Here is a 24,554-nt window from a genome sequence, read left to right as displayed (position 1 = left end):
AGAGAACCCATGACAGAGATCGCACTCGACATGCGCCACCACAAGCGCAGCTTCGCCGGCTACCAGCCCCAGCATTTCCTGTGGTCGGTGTCCGCCGACGGCAAGGTCGGCACCGTGACGCTGAACCGGCCCGAACGCAAGAACCCGCTGACCTTCGACTCCTACGCCGAGCTGCGCGACCTGTTCCGCGGCCTGTGCTACGCCAGCGACATCAAGGCCGTGGTGGTGACCGGCGCCGGTGGCAACTATTGCTCGGGCGGCGACGTGCACGAGATCATCGGCCCGCTGACGCGCATGTCGATGCCGGAACTGCTCGACTTCACGCGCATGACCGGCGACCTGGTCAAGGCAATGCGCGCGTGCCCGCAGCCGGTGGTGAGCGCGGTCGACGGCATCTGCGCCGGCGCCGGCGCGATGATGGCGCTGGCTTCCGACATGCGGCTGGGCACGGCGCAGGCCAAGACCGCTTTTCTGTTCACGCGCGTCGGCCTGGCCGGTGCCGACATGGGCGCATGCACGCTGCTGCCGCGCGTGATCGGGCAGGGCCGTGCCAGCGAGCTGCTGTACACGGGCCGCTCGATGAGCGCGGAGGAAGGGCTGCAGTGGGGCTTCTTCAACGCGCTGCATCCGTCCGAAGCAGTGCTGGCGCAGGCGCAGGCGCTGGCCGCGCAACTGGCCGCCGGCCCCACCTTCGCCCACGGCGTGACCAAGAAGCTGCTGCACCAGGAATGGAACATGGGCCTGGACGAAGCCATCGAGGCCGAGGCCGAGGCGCAGGCGATCTGCATGCAGACGCGCGATTTCCGCCGCGCCTACGAGGCCTTCGTCGCCAAGACCAGGCCGGTGTTCGAAGGGGACTGAGCCGCCATGTCCGACAAGACCTACCTCGATCTGCCGCTGTTCGACGACACCCACCGCGCGCTGGAGCGCGAACTCGACGCATGGTGCGGGCAACACCTGCGGGTCGACCACAGCGACACCGACGCCGCCTGCCGCGCGCTGGTGCGGCAGCTGGGCGAGGCCGGCTGGCTGCGCTACTGCGTGCCGGCCGCGCATGGCGGCGCGCTGCCGGCGCTGGATTCGCGCTCGCTGTGCCTGCTGCGCGAGACGCTGGCGCGCCATGACGGCCTGGCCGATTTCGCCTTTGCCATGCAGGGGCTGGGCTCCGGCGCGATTTCGCTGGCGGGCAGCGATGCGCTGCGTGCGCGCTACCTGCCGCGCGTGGCGCGCGGCGAGGCGATCGCGGCGTTCGCGCTGTCGGAACCCGATGCCGGCTCGGATGTTGCCGCGATGCAATGCAGCGCCAGGTTGTCCGAAGACGGTAGCCACTATGTGGTCGATGGCGCCAAGACCTGGATCTCGAACGGCGGCATCGCCGACTTCTACTGCGTGTTCGTGCGCACCGGCGAGGCCCCGGGCGCGCGCGGCATCACCGCGCTGGTGGTCGACGCCGACACCCCGGGCCTGACCATTGCCGAACGCATCGACGTGATGGCACCGCATCCGCTGGCGACGCTGCGCTTCGACCAGTGCCGCGTGCCGGTGGGCAACCGGCTGGGCGAGGCGGGGCAGGGCTTCAAGGTGGCGATGATGACGCTCGATATCTTCCGCGCTTCGGTGGCGGCGGCGGCGCTGGGCTTCGGCCGCGCCGCGCTGGACGATGCGCTGGCGCGTGCCCGCACGCGGCCGATGTTCGGCGGCGTGCTGGCCGACCTGCAGCTGACCCAGGCCGCGATCGGCGACATGGCCACCGCCATCGACGCCGCGGCGCTGCTGACCTACCGCGCGGCCTGGCTGCGCGATGTCAAGGGGCAGCGCACCACGCGCGAGGCGGCCATGGCCAAGATGGTCGCCACCGAGAACGCGCAGCAGGTGATCGACCGCGCGGTGCAGATGTTCGGCGGCCTTGGCGTCAAGGTCGGCACGCGCGTGGAAAGCCTGTACCGCGAGATCCGCTCGCTGCGGATCTATGAAGGCGCCACCGAAGTGCAGAAGCTGATCATCGCGCGCGAGACGCTGGCCGGGCAGCAGGCCTGAGGCCGGACCGCGCGCCCCCGCGCCACCCGCGAACTGCCGTACCGATACAGAGCAGACAGGAGACAAGCCATGGCGACCACAGCCCACCTCGACACCTTCGCGCGGGACCGCCTGCCGCCGCAGGACCAGTGGCCGGTGTTCCGTTTCAATGCCGATACCGACTACCCCGAGCGCATCAATGCCGCGGTGGAGCTGGTCGACCGCCACGTGTGCGAAGGACGCGGCGAGCGCATCGCCATCCGCCATCGTCGCGACGGTCGCGACGGCGGCATCGAGACCGTGACCTATGCACAGCTCGCCGCGCTGGTGAACCGCATCGCCCATGTGCTGGTCGAGGACATGCGGCTGGTCCCCGGCAACCGTGTGCTGCTGCGCGGCCCCAACAACCTGATGATGGCGGCCAGCTGGCTGGCCACGCTGAAGGCCGGGCTGGTGGCGGTGCCGACCATGCCGCTGCTGCGCGCCAGGGAACTCAAGCAGATCATCGACAAGGCTCAGGTGACCGCGGCGCTGTGCGATGTGCGCCTGCGCGACGAGCTCGACGCCAACCAGCAGGCCGGCGGCGAATGCCATTGCCCGAGCCTGGCGCAGACGCTGCATTTCAACGGCGCAGGCGAGGGCTCGCTGGAAGCGGCGCTGGCCGGCAAGCCGGACACCTTCGACGCCTGCGACACCGCCAGCGACGATGTCTGCCTGATCGCCTTTACCAGCGGCACCACCGGCCAGCCCAAGGGCACCATGCATTTCCACCGCGACGTGCTGGCCATGTGCGATTTGTTCCCGCGCCATGTGCTGCGCTCCGCGCCTGACGATATCTTCTGCGGTACGCCGCCGATCGCCTTTACCTTCGGGCTGGGCGGCATGCTGTGCTTCCCGTTGCGCATCGGCGCCAGCACGGTGCTGGCGGAGAAACTCACGCCCGAAACGCTGCTCGAGCTGATCCACGACTTCCGCGCCACCATCGTCTTCACCGCGCCCACCTTCTACCGGCAGATGGCGACGCTGGCGCCGCGCTTCGATATCTCCAGCCTGCGCCACAGCGTGTCGGCCGGCGAGGCGCTGCCCGACGCCACGCGGCAGAGCTGGAAGGCCGCCACCGGCATCGAGATGACCGATGGCATCGGCGGCACCGAGATGATGCACATCTTTATCTCGAGCGCCGGCGCCGAGGTCAGGCCAGGCGCGATCGGCAAGGTGGTGCCTGGCTACGTGGCGCAGATCGTCGACGAGGAGATGCGGCCGCTGCCGCCGGGCCAGGTCGGCAAGCTCGCGGTGCAGGGCCCCACCGGCTGCCGCTACCTGGACGACCCGCGCCAGGCCAACTATGTGAAGGCCGGCTGGAACCTGCCGGGCGATACCTTCGTCGCCGACGCGGACGGCTATTACTTCTACCAGGCGCGCTCCGACGACATGATCATCTCGGCCGGCTACAACATCGCCGGGCCGGAGGTGGAGAGCGCGCTGATGCAGCACGAGGCGGTGGCCGAATGCGGCGTGGTCGGCGCGCCCGACGACGGCCGCGGCCAGGTGGTGATGGCGTACGTGGTGCTGCGCGAGGGCGTGGCCGCCGACGACGCCACCCGCACCGCGCTGCAGGACCACGTCAAGCGCCAGATCGCGCCGTACAAGTATCCGCGCCGCATCGAGTTCGTGCCGGCGCTGCCGCGCACCGAGACCGGCAAGCTGCAGCGCTTCCGGCTGCGCCAGATGGCGGAGCAGGGACCGGGCGCGGGCAATGGCGGCAAGCCGCAGCAGGGGCAGCCATGAGCGACGTGTTCCGCAATACCGTGCTGGTGCGCTTCAAGCACTGCGATGCCGCCGGAATCGTGTTCTACCCGCGCTACTTCGAGATGCTCAACGACCTGATCGAGGACTGGTTCGGCGAGGCGCTGGGCTGGCCCTTCGATGCCATGCACGGCGAGGGCCGCGCCGGCGTGCCGACCGCCGAGCTGGAATGCCGCTTCCTGGCGCCGAGCCGGCTGGGCGAGGTGCTGACTCGCGAATTGCGCGTGCTGAAGCTGGGCCAGTCCAGCTTCACGCTGGCGATCCGCTTTGCCGGCCCGCATGACGACACCCGCATGGAAGTGACGCAACGGCTGGTCTGCGTCGATACCGGCGCAATCGCGCCGCAGCCGCTGCCCGAAGCCGTGCGCGAGGCCATGGCGCGCTACCTGGTCGCCGCGGCCTGAACCCGGATTTCGATCCATCCGTATTCCATCCAACATACCAAGCAACCACAGGGAAACGACATGAAGATCCTGCAGCCGCCCGACTGGGCGCCGCCGCGCGGCTACGCCAACGGCATGATGACCGAGATGCAGGCCGGCAGCCGGCTGCTGTTCATCAGCGGCCAGATCGGCTGGAACAGCCAGTGCGAATTCGAGACCGACGACTTCGGCCTGCAGGTGGCGCAGACGCTGCGCAACGTGGTCGCGGTGCTGGCGGCCGGCGATGCGCGGCCCGAACATATCGCGCGCATGACCTGGTATGTGAAGGACAAGGCCGAATATGTCGGCGCCTATGGGGCGATCGGCGAACATTACCGCGCCATCATCGGCCGCCACTTCCCGGCGATGACGGCGGTCGAAGTCGCCGACCTGGTCGAGCCGCGCGCCAAGGTCGAAATCGAAGTCACCGCGGTGGTGCCGCCGCCGCGGTAATCCACCGGCGGCAGGTGCAACCGCACATGCGGGAACGGGCAGCGCGGCCGCCGCCGGCGCGGCGGGATTGCCGCCTGCCGCGCGCAAGTCCTTGAAAACTTGAGAAATTGGGCGGCTCGGGATATAATTCGAAAGTTTCGCTTTCAGAACCCTTCACCCTAGCGCCTACCGCTTTCCACCTTCCGCCGCCCCCATCCGCGCCGCCATTGCCGTCTGCATCAGATGTGACGCAATTAGCATGCCGCGACCGGATCCGACCGCATCGGCGCAATGCCGCTGCCGCCGTCACGGATCCAGCCTGGGAGGCACGAGGCGTCGATTGGTCGGTCACGGGGTGAGTCCAGCAGGAGCCTACCCGTGTTACCGTCTTTTCCGTCCGCCATTCTCGCGCTAGCAGACGGCACGGTCTTTCGTGGCTATTCCATTGGCGCTTCCGGCCATACCATCGGCGAAGTGGTGTTCAACACCGCCATCACCGGTTACCAGGAAATCCTCACCGACCCGAGCTATTCGCGGCAGATCGTCACGCTGACGTATCCGCATATCGGCAACTACGGTGTCAATCCTGAGGATGTCGAAGCCACGAAAGTCCATGCCGCCGGCCTGATCATCAAGGATCTGCCGATCCTGGCCTCCAACTTCCGCAAGGAACACACCCTGGCCCACTACCTGAAGCAGGAAAAGGTGGTGGCCATCGCCGGCATCGATACACGCAAGCTGACGCGTATCCTGCGCGAGAAGGGTGCCCAGAACGGCTGCATCCTGGCCGGCGAGGACAACGTGCAGAAGGCCATCGACCTGGCGCGCTCGTTCCCCGGCCTGGCCGGCATGGACCTGGCCAAGGTGGTGTCGGTCAAGGAACCGTACGAGTGGACCCAGTCCGAATGGAAGCTGGGCGAGGGCTACGGCAAGCAGCAGCAGCCGCAGTTCCACGTGGTCGCCTATGACTACGGCGTCAAGTACAACATCCTGCGCATGCTGGCCGAGCGCGGCTGCAAGGTCACGGTGCTGCCGGCGCAGGCGAGCGCGGCCGACGCGCTGGCGCTGAATCCGGACGGCGTGTTCCTGTCCAACGGCCCCGGCGACCCCGAGCCGTGCGACTACGCCATCGCCGCCACGCGCGAATTCATCGAGCGCGGCATCCCGACCTTCGGCATCTGCCTGGGCCACCAGATCATGGCCCTGGCGGTCGGCGCCAAGACCCTGAAGATGAAGTTCGGCCACCACGGCGCCAACCATCCGGTCAAGGACCTGGACGACGGCCGCGTGGTGATCACGTCGCAGAACCACGGTTTCGCGGTCGACGCCGACACGCTGCCGGCGAACGTGCGCGTCACGCACAAGTCGCTGTTCGACGGTTCGCTGCAGGGTTTCGCGCTGACCGACAAGCCGGCGTTCTGCTTCCAGGGACACCCGGAAGCGTCGCCCGGCCCGAACGACGTGGCTTACCTGTTCGACCGCTTCATCCAGCTGATGACCGACGCGCGCAAATAAGCGCGCGGGCACAGCGAGAGAGATACCGGGACATCCCATGAACGCCTTCATGCATACCGCTTTCGGCATCACCGACTTCTGGACCTATGTGCTGGGCACGATCTTCATCGTGCTGCTGCCGGGGCCGAACTCGATGTACGTGCTGTCGGTGGCGGCGCAGCGCGGCGTGCGCGCTGGCTACAAGGGCGCGTGCGGGGTGTTCCTGGGCGACGCGGTGCTGATGGTGCTGTCGGCGGCGGGCGTGGCCTCGCTGCTCAAGGCCAGCCCGGCGCTGTTCTACGTGGTGAAGTACGTCGGCGCGGCCTACCTGGCGTGGATCGGCTTCAACATGCTGCGCGGCGCGCTGCGCAGCTGGGCTGCGCGCGGCGAAGCCGCCGGCGCGGCGGTGGTGCCGGCGGCATCGACGGACCAGTCCGACCCGTTCCGCAAGGCGCTGCTGATCAGCCTGCTGAACCCGAAGGCGATCCTGTTCTTCATCTCGTTCTTCATCCAGTTCGTCGACCCGGCCTTCGCTTACCCGGTGCTGTCGTTCGGCGTGCTGGGGCTGGTGTGCCAGATCTGCAGCTTTGCCTACCTGACCACGATCATCTTCGTGGGCGCGAAGCTGGCCGAGGCGTTCCGGCGCCGCCGCCGGCTGTCGGCCGGCATGGCCAGCGGGGTAGGGGCGATGTTCATCGGCTTCGGCGCCAAGCTGGCCACGGCCACGATGAACTGAGCCAGACCACATTTTCGAATCCGGACGGATTCCCTGATTACCGGCGCGGTCCGCAGGCAAGGCGGACCGGCCCATAAAGAGAGCGTGCAATGCCAAAACGCACAGACATCAAGAGCATCCTGATCATCGGCGCGGGCCCCATCATCATCGGCCAGGCGTGCGAGTTCGACTATTCCGGCGCCCAGGCCTGCAAGGCCCTGCGCGAGGAAGGCTTCAAGGTCATCCTGGTCAACTCCAACCCGGCGACCATCATGACCGATCCCGCCACGGCCGATGTGACCTACATCGAGCCGATCACCTGGGAAGTGGTCGAACGCATCATCGAGAAGGAGCGCCCGGATGCGATCCTGCCGACCATGGGCGGCCAGACCGCGCTGAACTGCGCGCTCGACCTGCACCGCCATGGCGTGCTGGACAAGTACAAGGTGGAACTGATCGGCGCGTCGCCCGAAGCCATCGACAAGGCCGAGGATCGCCAGAAGTTCAAGGACGCGATGACCAAGATCGGCCTGGGCTCGGCCAAGTCCGGCATCGCCCACTCGATGGACGAGGCCGTGGCCGTGCAGGCCCACATCGCCCAGGAGACCGGCACCAGCGGCTACCCGATCGTGATCCGCCCGTCGTTCACGCTGGGCGGCACCGGCGGCGGCATCGCCTACAACCGCGAAGAGTTCGAAGAGATCTGCAAGCGCGGCCTGGACCTGTCGCCGACGCGCGAGCTGCTGATCGAGGAATCGCTGCTGGGCTGGAAAGAGTACGAGATGGAAGTGGTCCGCGACAAGCAGGACAACTGCATCATCATCTGCTCGATCGAGAACCTGGACCCGATGGGCATCCACACCGGCGACTCGATCACCGTCGCCCCGGCGCAGACCCTGACCGACAAGGAATACCAGATCCTGCGCAACGCCTCGCTGGCGGTGCTGCGCGAGATCGGCGTCGATACCGGCGGCTCCAACGTGCAGTTCTCGATCAACCCGAAGGACGGTCGCATGATCGTCATCGAGATGAACCCGCGCGTGTCGCGCTCGTCGGCGCTGGCGTCCAAGGCCACCGGCTTCCCGATCGCCAAGGTCGCGGCCAAGCTGGCGGTGGGCTATACGCTGGACGAGCTGAAGAACGAGATCACCGGCGGTGCCACCCCGGCGTCGTTCGAGCCCTCGATCGACTACGTGGTCACCAAGGTGCCGCGCTTCGCCTTCGAGAAATTCCCGCAGGCCGACAGCCACCTGACCACCCAGATGAAGTCGGTGGGCGAGGTCATGGCGATGGGCCGCACCTTCCAGGAGTCGTTCCAAAAGGCCCTGCGCGGGCTGGAAGTGGGCGTCGACGGCCTGGACGAGAAGTCCACCGACCGCGACGAGATCGTCGAGGAGATCGGCGAGCCGGGCCCGGACCGCATCTGGTACGTGGGCGACGCGTTCCGCCTTGGCATGTCGCTGGAAGAGGTCTATCACGAGACCGCCATCGATCCGTGGTTCCTGGCCCAGATCGAGGACATCGTCCGCACCGAAGGGCTGGTCAAGTCGCGCACGCTCGATAGCCTGTCGACCGCCGAACTGCGCTTCCTGAAGCAGAAGGGCTTCTCCGACCGCCGCCTGGCGCGGCTGCTGAAGACCGACGCCAAGGCCGTGCGCGCGGCGCGCATCGCCCAGAACGTGCGCCCGGTCTACAAGCGCGTCGACACCTGCGCGGCCGAATTCGCCACCAACACCGCCTACATGTACTCGACCTACGAGGCCGAGCATGGCGAGTGCGAGGCCGCGCCGACCGACAAGAAGAAGATCATGGTGCTGGGCGGCGGCCCGAACCGGATCGGTCAGGGCATCGAGTTCGACTACTGCTGTGTGCACGCTGCGCTGGCGCTGCGCGAAGACGGGTACGAGACCATCATGGTCAACTGCAACCCGGAAACCGTGTCGACCGACTATGACACCTCGGACCGCCTGTACTTCGAGCCGCTGACGCTGGAAGACGTGCTCGAGATCGTCGACAAGGAAAAGCCGGTCGGCGTGATCGTGCAGTACGGCGGCCAGACCCCGCTGAAGCTGGCGCTGGACCTGGAGCGCAACGGCGTGCCCATCATCGGCACCAGCCCCGACATGATCGACGCGGCCGAAGACCGCGAGCGCTTCCAGAAGCTGCTGCAGGACCTGGGCCTGCGCCAGCCGCCCAACCGCACCGCGCGTGCCGAGGACGAAGCGCTGCGCCTGGCCGAGGAAATCGGCTATCCGCTGGTGGTGCGCCCGTCGTACGTGCTGGGCGGCCGCGCCATGGAAATCGTGCATGAGCCGCGCGACCTCGAGCGCTACATGCGCGAGGCGGTCAAGGTCTCGAACGATTCCCCGGTGCTGCTCGACCGCTTCCTGAACGACGCCATCGAATGCGATGTCGACGCCCTGTGCGACGGCAAGCGCGTCTTTATCGGCGGCGTGATGGAGCACATCGAGCAGGCCGGCGTGCACTCGGGCGACTCCGCCTGCTCGCTGCCGCCGTACTCGCTGTCTGCAGAAACCGTGGCCGAGCTGAAGCGCCAGACCGCGGCCATGGCCCGCGCACTGAACGTGGTCGGCCTGATGAACGTGCAGTTCGCGATCCAGCAGAACAACGGTGTCGACACCGTCTACGTGCTCGAAGTGAACCCGCGCGCCTCGCGCACCGTGCCGTACGTGTCCAAGGCCACCGGCATGCAGCTGGCCAAGATCGCGGCGCGCTGCATGGCGGGCCAGTCGCTGGACGAGCAGGGCATTGCCGACGAGGTCATCCCGCCGTACTACAGCGTCAAGGAGGCGGTGTTCCCGTTCAACAAGTTCCCGGGCGTCGATCCGGTCCTCGGACCTGAAATGCGCTCGACCGGCGAAGTGATGGGCGTGGGCAAGAGCTTCGGCGAGGCCCTGTTCAAGAGCCAGCTGGCCGCGGGCTCGCGCCTGCCGGAAAAGGGCGCCGTGCTGATCACCGTCAAGGACAGCGACAAGCCGCGTGCCGTGGCCGTGGCCCGCATGCTGCACGACATGGGTTACCCGATCGTTGCCACGCGCGGCACCGCCTCGGCGATCGAGGCCGCCGGCATCCCGGTCAAGGTGGTCAACAAGGTCAAGGACGGCCGTCCGCATATCGTCGACATGATCAAGAACGGCGAGCTGGCGCTGGTGTTCACCACCGTGGACGAAACCCGCGGCGCGATCGCCGATTCGCGCTCGATCCGGATCTCGGCGCTGGCCCACCGCATTCCTTACTACACCACCATTGCCGGCGCGCGCGCCGCGGTGGAAGGCCTGAAGCACATGCAGAGCCTGGAGGTCTACGACCTGCAGGGCCTGCATGCCTCGCTGGCCTGATGCCGTCAAGGTAACCAGGCAACACATGGCAACCGGGCCGGCCGCATTGCGGCGGTCGCGCCCGGGAAGCCCGCCGCAGTTGCTGCCGGCGGGCTTCCTGGCCTAAACTACGTCAAATTCGTCGATCGAACCGGCGTGTCCGCGTTCGGTCCTGTCTGAAAGCCGCGGTTGAGCGGAAGTGCCCTGGCGGGGTTTGCCGGGGATGGCTCCAGCTCCGCTGCGGCTCATTTTTTTGTTGAACCAAGACATGAGCACCATTCCGATTACCAAGCGTGGCGCAGAGCTCCTGAAGGAAGAGCTGCAGCGCCTCAAGGCTGTCGAGCGTCCGGCGGTGATCAATGCCATCTCCGAAGCGCGCGCCCAGGGCGACCTGTCTGAAAACGCCGAGTACGACGCCGCCAAGGAAAAGCAGGCCTTTATCGAAGGCCGCATCCTGGAAGTGGAGGCCAAGCTGTCGGCCGCGCAGATCATCGACCCGACCCAGCTCGATACCGACGGCCGCATCGTCTTCGGCGCGACCGTCGACCTGGAAGACCTGGAGTCCGGCAATCCGGTCAGCTACCAGATCGTCGGCGACGACGAGGCCGACCTCGAGGCCGGCAAGATCTCGGTCAGCTCGCCGATTGCGCGCGCGCTGATCGGCAAGTTCGAAGGCGACGTCGCCACCGTGCTGGCCCCGGGCGGCGAGCGCGAGTACGAAGTCATTACGGTTCGCTACATCTGATGCCGGCCCGGCCGGCGGGCTTTATGCCCGCGCCGGCCACCGGAAAGGCCGGCTTGTGTTCTCCACTTCCTATAACAACCTGCCCCCGCTGCCGCACCGCATCTTCCTGCTGCTGACGGTGGTGTGGGCGGGCAGCCTGTGGACCGTGGGCTACATGGTGGCGCCGACGCTGTTCTCGGTGCTGCCCAGCCGCGAGATGGCGGGCATGATCGCCGGGCACCTGTTCCATACCGAAGCCATCGTCGGCGTGACCATCGGCGTGCTGCAGCTGGTGCTGTGCAATGTGATGATCCGGCGCGGCGCGCAGCGCTACCGCGGTTTGCGCTGGCTGGTGCTGGGCATGCTGTGCTGCGTGCTGGTCGGCTACTTCGGCACCCAGCCGTTTATGGGCAGCCTGAAGGAAAAGGCGCTGGCGCTGGGCGTGGGGGTGTCGGAATCGCCGTACAAGGCGCAATTCGGCATGCTGCACGGCGTGTCCAGCGCCTTCTACCTGCTGCAAAGCCTGCTGGCGCTGGCGCTGGTGTGGCGCGCTTCGGCGCCGCGTTCGGCGGGCGAGTGAGCCCGGCAGCGGGCCGCCTGGCGGCGCCCGCTCGGGTCCTCCCCGGCGGGGTTTAGCCCAGGGATTTCTTCTTCTGGCTGGTGGGGCGCGCGCGCGCGCGCTTCACGTTGCCGCCGGCGGTGACACGCTCATTGCCGAGCACCGTAACTTCCTTGCGGGTCGGACGGCGGTTGGGCGCGGCGCTGGGCTTCTTCACCGTTACCGTGCGCGGGGCGGCGCCGCCGCGGCGCGCGGGCGTGTGCCGGCCGAGGTCTTCGGCCTGGTTCTCCTTCAGGCGGGCTTCGCCCGGACGCCAGACCACCAGCAGCTTGCCGATATGCTGGATCGGCGCGGCGTGGAGCTGGTCGCAGATTTCTTCGTAGATGGCGATGCGGGCTTCGCGGTCGTCGCCGAACACGCGGATCTTGATCAGGTCGTGCGCGGCCAGGCTGCGGTCGATTTCGGCCAGCACGGCGCGGGTCAGGCCTTCGGCGCCGACCATCACGACCGGGTTCAGGGCATGGGCACGGGAGCGCAGGTCGGAGCGCTGGGCGGGGACGAGTTGTAGAGCGGGCATAGATTGGCGCCGGATAAGGCGCTTGAAATATTGATAGAGCGCTTGGCGCTGGTAATCGGGCGCTGCCGCCCGCGCCGGTCGCGACGCGACGGACGGGAACAGGCTGCCGGCGGCCGCCGGTCGGCGGCAAGCCGGGATGCGGATTGGCGCGTATTATCCGTCAATCCGGCACTGTCGGGCAGCAAAATCATCAAAACAGTAGGAAAACCTGCGCCGCCGGCCCGACCGGCGCGCGCGGGCAGGGAACAGGCTGGTATCTGGCATGGCAAAGAACAAGTTCAACCACTCGTGGCTGCACGACCACATCAACGATCCGTACGTGAAAATGGCGCAGCGCGAGGGCTACCGCGCCCGCGCGGCCTACAAGCTCAAGGAGATCGACGAGCAGGACAAGCTGATCCGCCCGGGCCAGGTCATCGTCGACCTGGGCGCGGCGCCCGGCAGCTGGAGCCAGTACGCGCGCAACAAGCTGGCCGACTCGCCGCGGGCCAAGGACGGCAGGATCGACGGCGCGGTCGTGGCGATCGACCTGCTGCCGATGGAGCCTGTCGCCGACGTCACTTTCATCCAGGGCGACTTCCGCGAGGAATCGGTCTTCCGCGAGCTCGAAAGTGTGGTGCTGGACGCTTCGGGCGGCAACAAGATCGACCTTGTTTTGTCCGACATGGCCCCCAACTTGTCCGGTGTAGCCTCCGCCGACGCCGCCCGGATCGAGTACCTGTGCGACCTGGCGCTTGAATTTGCGCAGGCTCACCTGAAGCCGGAGGGAGCATTGCTGGTAAAGTGTTTCCACGGGAGCGGCTACAGCCAGATCGTGGAAAAGTTCAAACGGCAGTTCAAAGTGGTCGCGAAGCGCAAGCCCAAGGCGTCGCGCGACAAGTCTTCCGAAACCTTTATCCTTGGGCGCTACCTGAAGACAGTGGATTGACCGATCTCGATACGAGCCAGGGCGGAAGAAGAAATGTAGAGGGAAAACCCCTCACCCGGTGCTATCGGCATCATAGTTTCTCTGTTTCCCCTCGAGGGCGGGGGCTGCATTACAATGCAGCTATCCGTTGGCAAGGCAATTGCAAAGGAGTTCGGCCTTGAATAACAACCTGTTTCAAAAGGCGGCAATCTGGCTCGTGATCGCGCTGGTGTTGTTTACCGTCTTCAAGCAGTTCGACAAGCCCCGTGCGCAGGACAGCGTCACCTATTCGCAGTTCATGGATGACGCCAAGAACGGCAAGGTGTCGCGTGTCGACGTGCAGGGCCGCAACCTGGTGGTCTCGCCCAAGGAAGGGGCCAAGTACACCATCATCTCGCCGGGCGACATCTGGATGGTCGGCGACCTGATGAAGTACGGCGTGCAGGTCACCGGCAAGGCGGACGACGAACCCAACGTGCTGGTCCAGGCCCTGTATTACCTCGGGCCGACCCTGCTGATCATCGTGTTCTGGTTCTACATGATGCGTCAGATGCAGGGTGGCGGAAAAGGCGGCGCATTCTCATTCGGCAAGTCGCGTGCGCGGCTGATCGACGAGAACCAGAACGCCGTCACGTTCCAGGACGTGGCCGGCTGCGACGAGTCCAAGGAAGAAGTGGTCGAACTGGTCGACTTCCTCAAGGATCCGCAGAAGTTCCAGAAGCTGGGCGGCCGCATCCCGCGCGGCGTGCTGCTGGTCGGCCCTCCGGGCACCGGCAAGACGCTGCTGGCGCGCGCCATCGCCGGCGAGGCCAAGGTGCCGTTCTTCAGCATCTCGGGTTCCGACTTCGTGGAAATGTTCGTCGGCGTGGGCGCGGCGCGTGTGCGCGACATGTTCGAGAATGCCAAGAAGCAGGCCCCCTGCATCGTGTTCATCGATGAAATCGACGCGGTCGGCCGCCATCGTGGCGCCGGCATGGGCGGCGGCAACGATGAGCGCGAGCAGACCCTGAACCAGATGCTGGTCGAGATGGACGGCTTCGAGGCCAACTCGGGCGTGATCGTGATCGCCGCGACCAACCGTGCCGACGTGCTCGACAAGGCGCTGCTGCGTCCGGGCCGTTTCGACCGCCAGGTCTACGTGGGCCTGCCGGACATCCGCGGCCGCGAGCAGATCCTGAAGGTCCATATGCGCAAGGTGCCGATCGGCAACGACGTCGATGCCTCGGTGATCGCGCGCGGCACCCCGGGCTTCTCGGGCGCCGACCTGGCCAACCTGGTCAACGAGGCCGCGCTGTTTGCCGCCCGCCGCAACAAGCGCGTGGTCGACATGCAGGACTTCGAGGACGCCAAGGACAAGATCTACATGGGTCCGGAGCGCAAGTCGACGGTGATGCGCGAGGAAGAGCGCCGCGCCACGGCTTACCACGAGTCCGGCCATGCGGTGGTGGCCAAGCTGCTGCCCAAGGCCGACCCGGTGCACAAGGTCACCATCATGCCGCGCGGCTGGGCGCTGGGCGTGACCTGGCAGCTGCCGGAGCATGACAAGTATTCGAAGTACAAGGACAGCATGCTGGAAGAGGTCGCCATCCTGTTCGGCGGCCGCGCGGCGGAAGAGGTCTTCCTCAACGCCATGAGCACCGGCGCTTCCAACGACTTCGAGCGCGCCACCAAGATCGCGCGCGACATGGTGACCCGCTTCGGCATGAGCGATTCGCTGGGCGCGATGGTCTATGTCGATACCGAGCAGGACGGCATGTTCGGCAAGCTGTCGTCGAAGACCGTGTCGGAAGCCACGCAGCAGAAGGTCGACGCCGAGATCCGCCGCATCATCGACGAGCAATACGCGCTGGCCAAGCGCCTGCTCGAAGAGAACCGCGACAAGGTCGAGGCCATGACCAACGCGCTGATGGAATGGGAAACCATCGATGCCGACCAGGTCAACGACATCATGGCCGGCAAGCCGCCGCGTCCGCCGCGCAGCGCGTCGGGCCCGAACGGTGGCGGCAGCACGCCTTCGGGCGGCTCGCCGGTGGCGCCGACCAACGCGCCCGCCACGGCCTGACCCGGCGCTCGTCCCGCTGACGACGCTGTAGCGATGGCTGTGTAGTGCCTCCCCCTGAAGCCGGTGCCTGGTGCACCGGCTTTTCCTTTTTGCGCGGCCGAGCCGCGCGCATCGCCTAAGCCTTCCTACCTTGCAGCAGACCACTCAGACCCGGCACTTCCAGTGCGGCCGTTTCCGCTTTGCCCTGGACCAGCGTCCGCTGGTGATGGGCATTCTCAACGTCACGCCGGATTCCTTTTCCGACGGCGGCCAGCACGCCAGCCGCAATGCAGCGCTGCGCCATGCCGAGCAGATGATTGCCGAGGGCGTCGACATCATCGATATCGGCGGGGAATCGAGCCGGCCCGGTTCGGCGGCGCTGCCGCTGGCGGACGAGCTGGCGCGCGTGATACCCGTGGTGGAAGCGCTGCGCGACTGCGGCAAGCCGCTGTCGATCGACACCTACAAGCCCGAGGTCATGCGCGCCGCGCTTGCGGCCGGAGCCGATCTCATCAACGATATCTGGGGCCTGCGCATGCCGGGCGCGGTCGAGGCGGTGGCGGGCGGTCAGGCGGGGCTGTGCGTGATGCATATGCAGCGCGATCCGCAGACCATGCAGGAAGACCCGCACTACGACGATGTGGTCGCCGAAGTCGCGCAGTTCCTGGCCGGGCGCGTCGCCGAGCTGCGCGCCGCCGGGATCGACGATGCCCGGATCTGCCTCGATCCGGGATTTGGCTTCGGCAAGACACCGGATCATAATTTGCGCCTGCTCGGGCAGTTGCCGAAGCTGGCGCTCGACGGCCTGCCGGTGCTGGCGGGCATCTCGCGCAAGTCCACGCTGGGCGCCATCCTGGGCGGCCGGCCGCCGCAGCAGCGCATCGCCGCCAGCATTGCGGCGGCGGTCTGTGCGGTGGAGCGCGGTGCGTGGATCGTGCGCGTGCATGATGTGCAGCAGACCGTCGATGCCGTGAAGACCTGGTGGGCCGTGCGCAACGAATCCGTCGGCGCGGGCTGAGCCGGGCGCCGACACCGGTCGGCGCCACCAGGACAAAACACAAAAGAGAAAGGGAAACAAGGAATGACACGCAAGTATTTCGGGACCGATGGCGTGCGGGGCAAGGTCGGCGATGCGCCGATCACGCCGGACTTCGTGATGCGGCTGGGCCATGCCGCGGGCAAGGTGCTGGCGCACGGCGCCAGGACCGGGCAGGGCAAGCCGACCGTGCTGATCGGCAAGGACACGCGCATTTCGGGCTATATGCTGGAAGCCGCGCTGGAAGCCGGCTTTACCTCGGCGGGCGTGCATGTGCTGCTGACCGGCCCGCTGCCGACCCCCGGCATCGCCTACCTGACGCGGGCGCTGCGGCTGTCGGCCGGCGTGGTGATCTCGGCCAGCCACAATCCTTACTACGACAACGGCATCAAGTTCTTCTCGGCCAGCGGCGACAAGCTGCCCGACGCGGTCGAGGCGGCGATCGAAGCGGCGCTCGACGAGCCCATGGTGTGTGCCCCGTCCGACGACCTGGGGCGCGCCCGCCGCATCGACGATGCCGCCGGCCGCTATATCGAATTCTGCAAGAGCACCTTCCCGTACGAGCAGGACCTGCATGGCCTGAAGCTGGTGGTCGACTGCGCCCATGGCGCGGCCTATCACATCGCGCCGCCGGTGTTCCATGAGCTCGGCGCCGACGTGGTCGCCATCGGCAACCAGCCGAACGGCCGCAATATCAACGCCGGCTACGGCGCGACCGCGCCGGAAAAGCTGATCGAGGCGGTCAAGGCCAACGGCGCGGACCTGGGCCTGGCTTTCGATGGCGATGCGGACCGGCTGCAGGTGGTCGATGCCGATGGCCGGCTCTACAACGGCGACGAACTGCTGTATCTGATCGTGCGCGACCGCCAGGCCGCGGGCCAGGCGGTACCCGGCGCGGTCGGCACGCTGATGACCAATATGGCGGTGGAACTGGCGCTCAAGCGCGAGGGGGTCGAGTTCGTGCGCGCCAAGGTGGGCGACCGCTATGTGCTGGAGGAGCTGAACAAGCGCAATTGGACCCTGGGCGGCGAGGGCTCCGGCCACTTGCTGTGCCTGGATCGCCACAGCACCGGCGACGGCATCGTCTCCGCATTGCAGGTGCTGGGCGCACTGCGCCGCAGCGGCAAGACGCTGGCGCAACTGCTCGATGGCGTGAAGCTGTTCCCGCAGACGCTGATCAATGTGCGCGTGCAGAAGGGCTTCGACTGGCAGACCCATGCCGGCCTGCAGGCGGCGCGTGCCGCGGTGGAACCGGAACTGGAAGGCCGCGGCCGGGTACTGATCCGCGCCTCGGGCACCGAGCCCGTGGTGCGCGTGATGGTCGAGGCGGAGCAGGCCGAGATGGCCGAGCGCGCGGCCAGGAAGCTGGCGGACGCGCTGGGTGCCTGATAGCGCCCATCCACGAAACGAACGCCGGGGTCGCCCCGGCGTTTTTTTGGCCCTTTGTGCAATTAACCGCCGTCATATTCCGCTCACGGGAAGGCGGGACCATCCCGTCATTACCTTGCTGCAGGCCAGTTTCAAGAAGATTTGAAGATGTCACGGAATTGTCATACAGGCAGCATAAAGTTCGTCTTGTCAAAAATTTGTCATTCCCAACCAATGTTCTCTGGAGGACATATGAAGCTGGTCAAGACTGCCGTGGCAGGCATCGTTTCGATGGTGGTGGCGGGTACTGCGTTCGCGGCGGAAATTACCGGTGCAGGCGCTTCCTTCCCGGCGCCCGTGTATTCCAAGTGGGCCGACGCATATAACAAGGCAACGGGCAACAAGGTCAACTATCAATCCATCGGCTCGTCGGGCGGCATCAAGCAGATCGGTGCCAAGACGGTCGATTTCGGCGCCTCGGACGCGCCGCTGAAGGACGAGGACCTGAACAAGCAGGGCCTGGTCCAGTTCCCGACCGTGATCGGCGGCGTGGTGCCGGTGATCAACCTGCAGGGCGTGAAGCCGGGCGAGCTGACCATCACCGGCGAGGTGCTGGCCAACATCTACCTGGGCAAGATCAAGAAGTGGGATGATCCCGCCATCAAGGCGCTGAACCCGCAAGCCAAGCTGCCGAGCCAGGACATCCTGCCGGTGCGCCGTGCCGACGGTTCGGGCACCACCTTCATCTTCACCAACTACCTGTCCAAGGTCAGCGCTGACTGGAAGGGCACGGTGGGCGAGGGCACCACGGTCAACTGGCCGGGCGGCGGCACCGGCGGCAAGGGCAACGAGGGCGTGGCCGCCTTCGTGCAGCGCCTGAACGGCGCCATCGGCTATGTCGAGTACGCCTACGCCAAGCAGAACAAGATGACCCACGTGAACATGAAGAACGCGTCGGGTGCCGTGGTCAAGCCGGGTGACGACGCCTTCAAGGCCGCCGCCGCCGGCGCGGACTGGAGCAAGAGCTACTACCAGATCCTGACCAACCAGCCGGGCAAGGACGCCTGGCCGATCGCCGGCGCCACCTTCATCCTGGTGCACAAGAACCAGGAAAAGCCGGGGCAGGGCACCGAAGTGCTGAAGTTCTTCGACTGGGCCTACAAGAGCGGCGCCAACATGGCCGCCGAACTCGACTACGTGCCGCTGCCGGAGAACGTGGTCAACCAGATCCGTTCGACCTGGAAGACCAGCGTCAAGGACGCTTCGGGCAAGGCGCTGTACTGATCTGACGGCATCGCCGGCCGCGCGCGAGCGCGGCGGCGGTGGCCGGGCAGCCCGAAACCGGCCCGGCCACCGCGCTCGCGCCCAGGCGCGAGCGGCGATCCACCCCTGAATTCCCGACATGGCGACTATCCCCTCCGACACCCGCAACGTCCAGCCCCCGAGCCGCATGGGCGACATCCTGTTCGGCGGCCTGACGCGGGGCGCCGCGATCGTGACGCTGCTGCTGCTGGGCGGCATCATCGTCTCGCTCGCGATCAGCGCCTGGCCCTCGATCGAGGCCTTCGGCGCGCGCTTCCTGTGGTCCTCGGAGTGGGATCCTCCCGCCGATGTCTATGGTGCGCTGGTGCCCATCTACGGCACCATCGTGACCTCGCTGATCGCATTGATCATCGCGGTGCCGGTCAGCTTCGGCATCGCCCTGTTCCTGACCGAGCTGTCGCCGGCCTGGCTGCGCCGCCCGCTCGGCACCGCCATCGAACTGCTGGCCGCGGTGCCGTCGATCGTCTACGGCATGTGGGGCCTGCTCGTGTTCGCGCCGATCTTCGGCGAGTATTTCCAGAAGCCCCTGGCCGCCACGGTGGGCCAGCTGCCGGTGATCGGCAAGCTGTTCCAGGGCGCGCCGCTGGGCATCGGCCTGCTGTGCGCGGGCGTGATCCTGGCGATCATGATCATTCCGTACATCGCCTCGGTGATGCGCGACGTGTTCGAAGTCACCCCGGTGCTGCTCAAGGAATCGGCCTACGGCGTCGGCTGCACCACCTGGGAAGTGATGTGGAACGTGGTGCTGCCCTACACCCGCGCCGGCGTGATCGGCGGCGTGATGCTGGGCCTGGGCCGCGCGCTGGGCGAGACCATGGCCGTCACCTTCGTGATCGGCAATACCAACCTGCTGGACAGCGCCTCGCTGTTCTCGCCGGGCAACAGCATCACCTCGGCGCTCGCCAACGAGTTCGCCGAAGCCGGCGCCGGCCTGCATACCGCCGCGCTGATGGAGTTGGGCCTGATCCTGTTCTTCATCACCTTCGTGGTGCTGGCGCTGTCCAAGCTGTTGCTGCTGCGACTGGCCAAGAATGAGGGCGCAAAATGAGCCAAATGACCCAAGCGAGCCAGGCCATGTCTTCCGTATCGATCCCCGCCGTCCATGCCGATGCCGATGCCGTGCGCGCGCGTCTGCAGGGCCGCCGCCGCCGCGTCAACCTGTACGCGCTGACCGCCTCGCTGGTGGCAATGGGCTTCGGCCTGTTCTGGCTGGCGTGGATCCTGTGGACCACCGTCACGCTGGGCGTCGGCGGGCTGTCGCTGGACCTGTTCACGCAGATGACGCCGGCCCCCAATACCGCCGGCGGCGGCCTCGCCAATGCCATCTTCGGCAGCTTCGTGATGGTCGGCATGGCCACGCTGTTCGGCACGCCGCTGGGCATCCTGGCGGGCATCTACCTGGCCGAGTACGGCAAGAGCTCGCCGCTGGCCAGCTTTATCCGCTTTATCAACGACATCCTGCTGTCGGCACCGTCGATCGTGATCGGCCTGTTCGTCTACGCGCTGGTGGTGACCCGCATGGGCCACTTCTCGGGCTGGGCCGGCATCTGCGCGCTGGCGCTGCTGCAGGTGCCGATCGTGGTGCGCACCACCGAGAACATGCTGAACCTGGTGCCCAACGCGCTGCGCGAGGCCGCCTTCGCCCTGGGCACGCCCAAGTGGAAGATGGTGCTATCGATCACGGTGAAGTCATCGTACGCGGGAATTGTGACCGGCGTATTGCTGGCGGTGGCCCGTATCGCCGGCGAAACCGCGCCGCTGCTGTTCACCGCATTGTCTAACCAGTTCTGGACCACCGACCTGAACAAGCCGATGGCCAACCTGCCGGTGACCATCTTCCGCTTCGCCATGAGCCCGTTCACCGAATGGCAGCAACTGGCCTGGGCGGGTGTGTTCCTGATTACGATCGGCGTGCTGGCCCTGAATATCCTGGCGCGCATCCTGTTCAAGAAATAAGCGGCGCGCCCGTCATCCGGACCGCCCCAAGACTGCAAGCGAGAAAACGCAATGACCTCCACCGTCATCGACATTCCCGATTCGGTTCGCGCCAAGATCGACGTGCGCAACCTGAACTTCTACTACGGCCAGTTCCATGCCCTGAAGAACATCAACATGTCGATCCCGGACCGCAAGGTCACGGCCTTCATCGGCCCGTCGGGATGCGGCAAGTCGACGCTGCTGCGTACCTTCAACAAGATGTACGCGCTCTATCCCGAGCAGCGCGCCGAGGGCGAGATCAACATGGACGGCGACAACCTGCTGACCGCCAAGCAGGATATCGCGCTCTTGCGCGCCAAGGTCGGCATGGTGTTCCAGAAGCCGACGCCGTTCCCGATGTCGATCTATGACAACATCGCCTTCGGCGTGCGCCTGTTCGAGAAGCTGTCGCGCTCGGAAATGGACGACCGCGTGGAGTGGGCGCTGACCAAGGCGGCGCTGTGGAACGAGGCCAAGGACAAGCTGCACCAGTCGGGCTACGGCCTGTCCGGCGGCCAGCAGCAGCGCCTGTGCATCGCGCGCGGCATCGCCATCCGTCCCGAGGTGCTGCTGCTGGACGAGCCGTGCTCGGCGCTGGACCCGATTTCCACCGGCCGCATCGAAGAGCTGATCGCCGAGCTGAAGGACGAGTACACCGTGGTGATCGTCACGCACAACATGCAGCAGGCGGCGCGCTGCTCGGACTACACCGCCTACATGTACCTGGGCGAACTGATCGAGTTCGGCGAGACCGAGAAGATCTTCATCAAGCCGCACCGCAAGGAAACGGAAGACTACATCACCGGCCGCTTCGGCTGACAGGCAGGGCAGGGACTAGCATATCCATAAGCGCCCAGGAGAATCCCATGACTGACAAGCACCTGTCGACCCAGTTCGACGCAGACCTCAACGCCATCAACACCAAGCTGCTGCAGATGGGCGGGCTGGTGGAGTCGCAGATCGAGCTGGCCATGCGCGCGCTGACCGACTTCGACGCCGAGATCGCCGACCAGGTGATCGCGCGCGAGATCCAGCTCAACGCGCTGGAAGTCGAGATCGATGCCGATTGCGGCAACATCATCGCCCGGCGCCAGCCGACCGCGCGCGACCTGCGCCTGGTGATGGCCATTTCCAAGACCATCACCAACCTCGAGCGCGCCGGCGACGAGGCCGAGAAAATCGCCAAGCGCACCAAGCACATCATGGAAGACGCGTCGGCGCACAGCATCAACTACGCCGAGGTCAAGCTCTCGGGCGAGATGGCGATCGCGCTGCTGCGCCAGGCGCTCGACGCCTTTGCCCGGCTGGATACGGTCGCGGCGGCGCGCATCGTCAAGGACGACAAGGCCATCGACGAGGAATTCCGCGGCTTCGTGCGCAAGCTGATCACGTACATGATGGAAGACCCGCGCACGATCTCGGTCGCGCTCGATTTCCTGTTCATCGCCAAGGCGGTCGAGCGCATCGGCGATCACGCCAAGAACATCGCGGAATTTATCATTTACATTGTCAAGGGGACGGACGTCCGCCATGTCTCGCGCGAGGACATGGAGCGCGAAGCGCTGAGCTGAGATCAGCCGCCCACGGAGAACCATACACATGCCAAGCAGTATTCTCGTTGTCGAAGACGAACCGGCGATCGCCGAACTGATCGCCGTGAACCTGCAGCACGCGGGGCATTATCCGATCCGGGCCTATAACGCCGAGCAGGCGCTGTCGCTGATGAGCGATGTGCTGCCCGACCTGGTGCTGCTCGACTGGATGCTCCCGGGCAAGTCAGGCGCGAACTTCGCCAAGGAGTTGCGCGCCAACGACCGCACCCGCCAGATCCCCATCATCATGCTGACCGCCCGCGGCGAGGAGCAGGACAAGGTGATGGGGCTCGAAGCCGGCGCCGACGACTACGTCACCAAGCCGTTCTCGCCCAAGGAACTGCTGGCGCGGATCAAGGCCGTGCTGCGCCGCCGCGCGCCGCAGCTGACCGACGACGTGGTGGCAATCAACGGCCTGCGTCTCGACCCCGCCACGCACCGCGTCACCGGCCAGGACGAGAGCGGCCCGATCAAGCTGGACCTGGGTCCCACCGAGTTCCGCCTGCTGCACTTCCTGATGACGCATCCCGAGCGCGTGCACAGCCGCTCGCAACTGCTCGACCAGGTCTGGGGCGACCACGTCTTCGTCGAGGAGCGCACCGTCGACGTCCATATCAAGCGCCTGCGCGCCGCGCTGACGCCGGGCGGCTACAGCAACATGATCGAAACCGTGCGCGGCAGCGGCTACCGGCTGGCGCGCACACCTGGCGCCTGAACCGCCGCACGGGTCTCGAGCCGCTGGCAGGGCGCGGCGAAATCGTGGCACACTCCGTCGCAACCCTGCAGGCAGCCGTTTCCGTGGCTGGCTGCGAGCCTGAACCCTGCGCATGAATGTCATCTGGGCCCGTTCCGCGGCCATTCTGATCAGCCTGCTGGTGCTGTCCGCCGGCGTCTACCTGGTCGCCGGACCGGTGCCGGCGCTGGCGCTGGCCTGCGTTTCATTGCTCGGGCTGCTGTTCTACTACCTGTACCAGATCAACCGGCTGTGGAAGGTGCTGGACGCGCCCGTCTACGGCGAGATCCCCAGCGCGCTCGGCCTGTGGGGCGAGGTCTATTACCGCCTGCACCGGCTGGTCAAGCGCTGGCGCACCCAGGTGCTGCAGGTGGAGCAGCAGCACACGCGCTTTATCCAGGCGATCCAGGCCTCGCCCAACGGCGTGCTGATGCTCGATGACGCCGACCAGATCGAGTGGTGCAACGACGTCGCCGAGGAGCATTTCGGCCTGAACGCGCGGCGCGATGTGCGCCAGCGCATTACCCACCTGATCCGCCGGCCCGAGTTCGTCCACTACCTGACGCGCCAGCAGTTCGACGACCCGCTGGTGATGCGCGACATGGGCGAGCACAAGCACAGCGCGATCGCGGTGCAGATCCTGCCGTATGGCGACAACCGCAAGCTGGTGATCACGCAGGACATCACCAAGCTGGAAAACACCGAGGCGATGCGGCGCGACTTCGTCGCCAATGTCTCGCACGAACTGAAGACTCCGCTGACGGTGCTGACCGGCTTCCTCGAGACCGTGCGCGACCTGCCGGTGTCGGAAGAGGACCGGCGCCGCTACATCGACATGATGCTGGCCCAGTCGGTGCGCATGCAGAGCATCGTCGAAGACCTGCTGGCGCTGGCCAAGCTGGAAAGCGATGCGCAGCCGCCGGGCCACGACGTGGTGCCGATCCGCGCCATGGTCGCGCACCTGATGCACGACGCCGAGGCGCTGTCGCAGGGCCGGCACCACGTTGCGGCCGAGATCGACCCGACCGTGGGCATGCGCGGCGCCGAGACGGAACTGATGTCGGCGCTGGGCAACCTGGTGTCGAACGCGGTGCGCTACACGCCGGAAGGCGGGCGCATCACCATGCGGCTGGCGTGGGAAGACGGCCACGCGGTGTTCTCGGTGGCCGATACCGGCCTGGGCATCGCGGCCGAGCATATCCCCCGGCTGACCGAGCGCTTCTACCGCGTCGACCGCAGCCGCTCGCGCGATACCGGCGGCACCGGCCTTGGGTTGGCGATCGTCAAGCACGTGCTGTCGCGCCACCATGCCGAGTTGCGCGTCACCAGCGAAGAGGGCCGGGGCAGCGTGTTCCGCGTGGTGTTCCCCCTCGAGCGCAGCCTGCGCTCCGCTGCCGCCAGCGCCGACAGCCCGGTGGCGGGCGCGGGTCCTGCCGTAACGCCGCAGGCACCGGATAGCCCCCGGCGCGCGGCCTGAATCCCAAAGCAAAAAGA

22 protein-coding genes are annotated in these 24,554 nt (G+C 66.6%); 21 read left to right on the top strand and 1 reads right to left on the bottom strand.

Translation table 11 applies throughout. The annotated features are described in order from the left end of the window. Positions 1–9 precede the first annotated feature (9 nt). From A2G96_RS15680 to A2G96_RS15635, 10 genes are all read left to right on the top strand, one after another. The gene (locus A2G96_RS15680) at positions 10–861 is read left to right on the top strand and encodes an enoyl-CoA hydratase family protein (protein ID WP_062800730.1); all 852 of its coding nucleotides are present in this window, start codon (positions 10–12) and stop codon (positions 859–861) included. 6 nt (positions 862–867) lie between these two features. Further along, positions 868–2,037, top strand: a complete 1,170-nt coding sequence (locus tag A2G96_RS15675) for an acyl-CoA dehydrogenase family protein (protein WP_062800728.1) — start codon at positions 868–870, stop codon at positions 2,035–2,037. Between the two features lie 69 nt (positions 2,038–2,106). Continuing rightward, a complete protein-coding gene (locus tag A2G96_RS15670) occupies positions 2,107–3,804 on the top strand; it encodes an AMP-binding protein (RefSeq protein WP_062800726.1) in 1,698 nt (565 codons plus the stop codon). Continuing rightward, a complete protein-coding gene (locus A2G96_RS15665) occupies positions 3,801–4,226 on the top strand; it encodes an acyl-CoA thioesterase (protein ID WP_062800724.1) in 426 nt (141 codons plus the stop codon). The genes A2G96_RS15670 and A2G96_RS15665 overlap by 4 nt, the downstream gene beginning before the upstream one ends. A 60-nt stretch (positions 4,227–4,286) precedes the next feature. Further along, on the top strand, positions 4,287–4,697 hold the full coding sequence (locus A2G96_RS15660) for a RidA family protein (RefSeq protein WP_062800722.1): 411 nt from the start codon (positions 4,287–4,289) through the stop codon (positions 4,695–4,697). Positions 4,698–5,054: 357 nt separating this feature from the next. Further along, a complete protein-coding gene (gene carA / locus A2G96_RS15655; RefSeq protein ID WP_062800720.1) occupies positions 5,055–6,191 on the top strand; it encodes a glutamine-hydrolyzing carbamoyl-phosphate synthase small subunit in 1,137 nt (378 codons plus the stop codon). 37 nt (positions 6,192–6,228) lie between these two features. Next, positions 6,229–6,906, top strand: a complete 678-nt coding sequence (gene leuE / locus A2G96_RS15650) for a leucine efflux protein LeuE (RefSeq protein ID WP_062800718.1) — start codon at positions 6,229–6,231, stop codon at positions 6,904–6,906. 89 nt (positions 6,907–6,995) lie between these two features. Beyond that, entirely contained in the window at positions 6,996–10,244 is a 3,249-nt protein-coding gene (gene carB / locus A2G96_RS15645) for a carbamoyl-phosphate synthase large subunit (protein WP_062800716.1), read from the top strand. 247 nt (positions 10,245–10,491) lie between these two features. Beyond that, entirely contained in the window at positions 10,492–10,968 is a 477-nt protein-coding gene (gene greA, locus A2G96_RS15640; protein WP_062800714.1) for a transcription elongation factor GreA, read from the top strand. A 55-nt stretch (positions 10,969–11,023) separates the two neighbouring features. Further along, complete coding sequence (locus A2G96_RS15635) at positions 11,024–11,527, top strand: DUF4149 domain-containing protein (protein ID WP_062800712.1); 504 nt, start codon at positions 11,024–11,026, stop codon at positions 11,525–11,527. Between the two features lie 52 nt (positions 11,528–11,579). Here A2G96_RS15635 and A2G96_RS15630 read toward each other — a convergent pair whose 3' ends face one another. After that, a complete protein-coding gene (locus A2G96_RS15630; protein WP_062800710.1) occupies positions 11,580–12,083 on the bottom strand; it encodes a YhbY family RNA-binding protein in 504 nt (167 codons plus the stop codon). A 262-nt stretch (positions 12,084–12,345) separates the two neighbouring features. Between A2G96_RS15630 and A2G96_RS15625 the strand changes: the two genes are divergently transcribed. The 11 genes from A2G96_RS15625 to phoR all read left to right on the top strand — a co-directional run bounded on the left by A2G96_RS15625 (position 12,346) and on the right by phoR (position 24,537). After that, entirely contained in the window at positions 12,346–13,011 is a 666-nt protein-coding gene (locus A2G96_RS15625) for an RlmE family RNA methyltransferase (protein WP_062800708.1), read from the top strand. 157 nt (positions 13,012–13,168) lie between these two features. Then, positions 13,169–15,052: an ATP-dependent zinc metalloprotease FtsH gene (gene ftsH / locus A2G96_RS15620; protein WP_012353229.1), complete on the top strand. Its 1,884-nt coding sequence runs from the start codon at positions 13,169–13,171 to the stop codon at positions 15,050–15,052. A gap of 205 nt (positions 15,053–15,257) precedes the next feature. After that, on the top strand, positions 15,258–16,049 hold the full coding sequence (folP, locus tag A2G96_RS15615; RefSeq protein ID WP_231909660.1) for a dihydropteroate synthase: 792 nt from the start codon (positions 15,258–15,260) through the stop codon (positions 16,047–16,049). 63 nt (positions 16,050–16,112) lie between these two features. Continuing rightward, positions 16,113–17,456, top strand: coding sequence for a phosphoglucosamine mutase (gene glmM / locus A2G96_RS15610; protein ID WP_062800704.1), 1,344 nt, complete (start codon positions 16,113–16,115; stop codon positions 17,454–17,456). Between the two features lie 231 nt (positions 17,457–17,687). Next, on the top strand, positions 17,688–18,719 hold the full coding sequence (gene pstS, locus A2G96_RS15605; RefSeq protein WP_062800702.1) for a phosphate ABC transporter substrate-binding protein PstS: 1,032 nt from the start codon (positions 17,688–17,690) through the stop codon (positions 18,717–18,719). Positions 18,720–18,837: 118 nt separating this feature from the next. After that, positions 18,838–19,806: a phosphate ABC transporter permease PstC gene (pstC, locus tag A2G96_RS15600; protein WP_062800700.1), complete on the top strand. Its 969-nt coding sequence runs from the start codon at positions 18,838–18,840 to the stop codon at positions 19,804–19,806. 5 nt (positions 19,807–19,811) lie between these two features. Further along, positions 19,812–20,714, top strand: a complete 903-nt coding sequence (pstA, locus tag A2G96_RS15595) for a phosphate ABC transporter permease PstA (RefSeq protein ID WP_062800698.1) — start codon at positions 19,812–19,814, stop codon at positions 20,712–20,714. 51 nt (positions 20,715–20,765) lie between these two features. Next, the gene (gene pstB / locus A2G96_RS15590) at positions 20,766–21,554 is read left to right on the top strand and encodes a phosphate ABC transporter ATP-binding protein PstB (RefSeq protein ID WP_012353223.1); all 789 of its coding nucleotides are present in this window, start codon (positions 20,766–20,768) and stop codon (positions 21,552–21,554) included. 47 nt (positions 21,555–21,601) lie between these two features. Continuing rightward, entirely contained in the window at positions 21,602–22,306 is a 705-nt protein-coding gene (phoU, locus tag A2G96_RS15585; protein WP_062800696.1) for a phosphate signaling complex protein PhoU, read from the top strand. Positions 22,307–22,334: 28 nt separating this feature from the next. Continuing rightward, positions 22,335–23,042: a phosphate regulon transcriptional regulator PhoB gene (phoB, locus tag A2G96_RS15580; protein WP_012353221.1), complete on the top strand. Its 708-nt coding sequence runs from the start codon at positions 22,335–22,337 to the stop codon at positions 23,040–23,042. A gap of 112 nt (positions 23,043–23,154) precedes the next feature. Beyond that, positions 23,155–24,537, top strand: a complete 1,383-nt coding sequence (phoR, locus tag A2G96_RS15575) for a phosphate regulon sensor histidine kinase PhoR (RefSeq protein WP_062800694.1) — start codon at positions 23,155–23,157, stop codon at positions 24,535–24,537. The last annotated feature ends 17 nt before the right edge of the window (positions 24,538–24,554 follow it).

Origin of the sequence: Cupriavidus nantongensis (genome assembly GCF_001598055.1) — a bacterium.
Lineage (GTDB): Bacteria > Pseudomonadota > Gammaproteobacteria > Burkholderiales > Burkholderiaceae > Cupriavidus > Cupriavidus nantongensis.
The sequence above is the reverse complement of the archived record's forward strand: the minus strand, read 5'-3'. Positions and strand labels throughout refer to the sequence as shown.

What these genes read in the sequence shown, in the direction of transcription:
- A2G96_RS15680 (WP_062800730.1), top strand. Translation starts at nt 10, where the DNA reads ATGACAGAGATCGCACTCGACATGCGCCACCACAAGCGCAGCTTCGCC.
- A2G96_RS15675 (WP_062800728.1), top strand. Translation starts at nt 868, where the DNA reads ATGTCCGACAAGACCTACCTCGATCTGCCGCTGTTCGACGACACCCAC.
- A2G96_RS15670 (WP_062800726.1), top strand. Translation starts at nt 2,107, where the DNA reads ATGGCGACCACAGCCCACCTCGACACCTTCGCGCGGGACCGCCTGCCG.
- A2G96_RS15665 (WP_062800724.1), top strand. Translation starts at nt 3,801, where the DNA reads ATGAGCGACGTGTTCCGCAATACCGTGCTGGTGCGCTTCAAGCACTGC.
- A2G96_RS15660 (WP_062800722.1), top strand. Translation starts at nt 4,287, where the DNA reads ATGAAGATCCTGCAGCCGCCCGACTGGGCGCCGCCGCGCGGCTACGCC.
- leuE (WP_062800718.1), top strand. Translation starts at nt 6,229, where the DNA reads ATGAACGCCTTCATGCATACCGCTTTCGGCATCACCGACTTCTGGACC.
- carB (WP_062800716.1), top strand. Translation starts at nt 6,996, where the DNA reads ATGCCAAAACGCACAGACATCAAGAGCATCCTGATCATCGGCGCGGGC.
- greA (WP_062800714.1), top strand. Translation starts at nt 10,492, where the DNA reads ATGAGCACCATTCCGATTACCAAGCGTGGCGCAGAGCTCCTGAAGGAA.
- A2G96_RS15630 (WP_062800710.1), bottom strand. Translation starts at nt 12,083, where the DNA reads ATGCCCGCTCTACAACTCGTCCCCGCCCAGCGCTCCGACCTGCGCTCC.
- A2G96_RS15625 (WP_062800708.1), top strand. Translation starts at nt 12,346, where the DNA reads ATGGCAAAGAACAAGTTCAACCACTCGTGGCTGCACGACCACATCAAC.
- folP (WP_231909660.1), top strand. Translation starts at nt 15,258, where the DNA reads ATGGGCATTCTCAACGTCACGCCGGATTCCTTTTCCGACGGCGGCCAG.
- glmM (WP_062800704.1), top strand. Translation starts at nt 16,113, where the DNA reads ATGACACGCAAGTATTTCGGGACCGATGGCGTGCGGGGCAAGGTCGGC.
- pstS (WP_062800702.1), top strand. Translation starts at nt 17,688, where the DNA reads ATGAAGCTGGTCAAGACTGCCGTGGCAGGCATCGTTTCGATGGTGGTG.
- pstC (WP_062800700.1), top strand. Translation starts at nt 18,838, where the DNA reads ATGGCGACTATCCCCTCCGACACCCGCAACGTCCAGCCCCCGAGCCGC.
- pstA (WP_062800698.1), top strand. Translation starts at nt 19,812, where the DNA reads ATGACCCAAGCGAGCCAGGCCATGTCTTCCGTATCGATCCCCGCCGTC.
- pstB (WP_012353223.1), top strand. Translation starts at nt 20,766, where the DNA reads ATGACCTCCACCGTCATCGACATTCCCGATTCGGTTCGCGCCAAGATC.
- phoU (WP_062800696.1), top strand. Translation starts at nt 21,602, where the DNA reads ATGACTGACAAGCACCTGTCGACCCAGTTCGACGCAGACCTCAACGCC.
- phoB (WP_012353221.1), top strand. Translation starts at nt 22,335, where the DNA reads ATGCCAAGCAGTATTCTCGTTGTCGAAGACGAACCGGCGATCGCCGAA.
- phoR (WP_062800694.1), top strand. Translation starts at nt 23,155, where the DNA reads ATGAATGTCATCTGGGCCCGTTCCGCGGCCATTCTGATCAGCCTGCTG.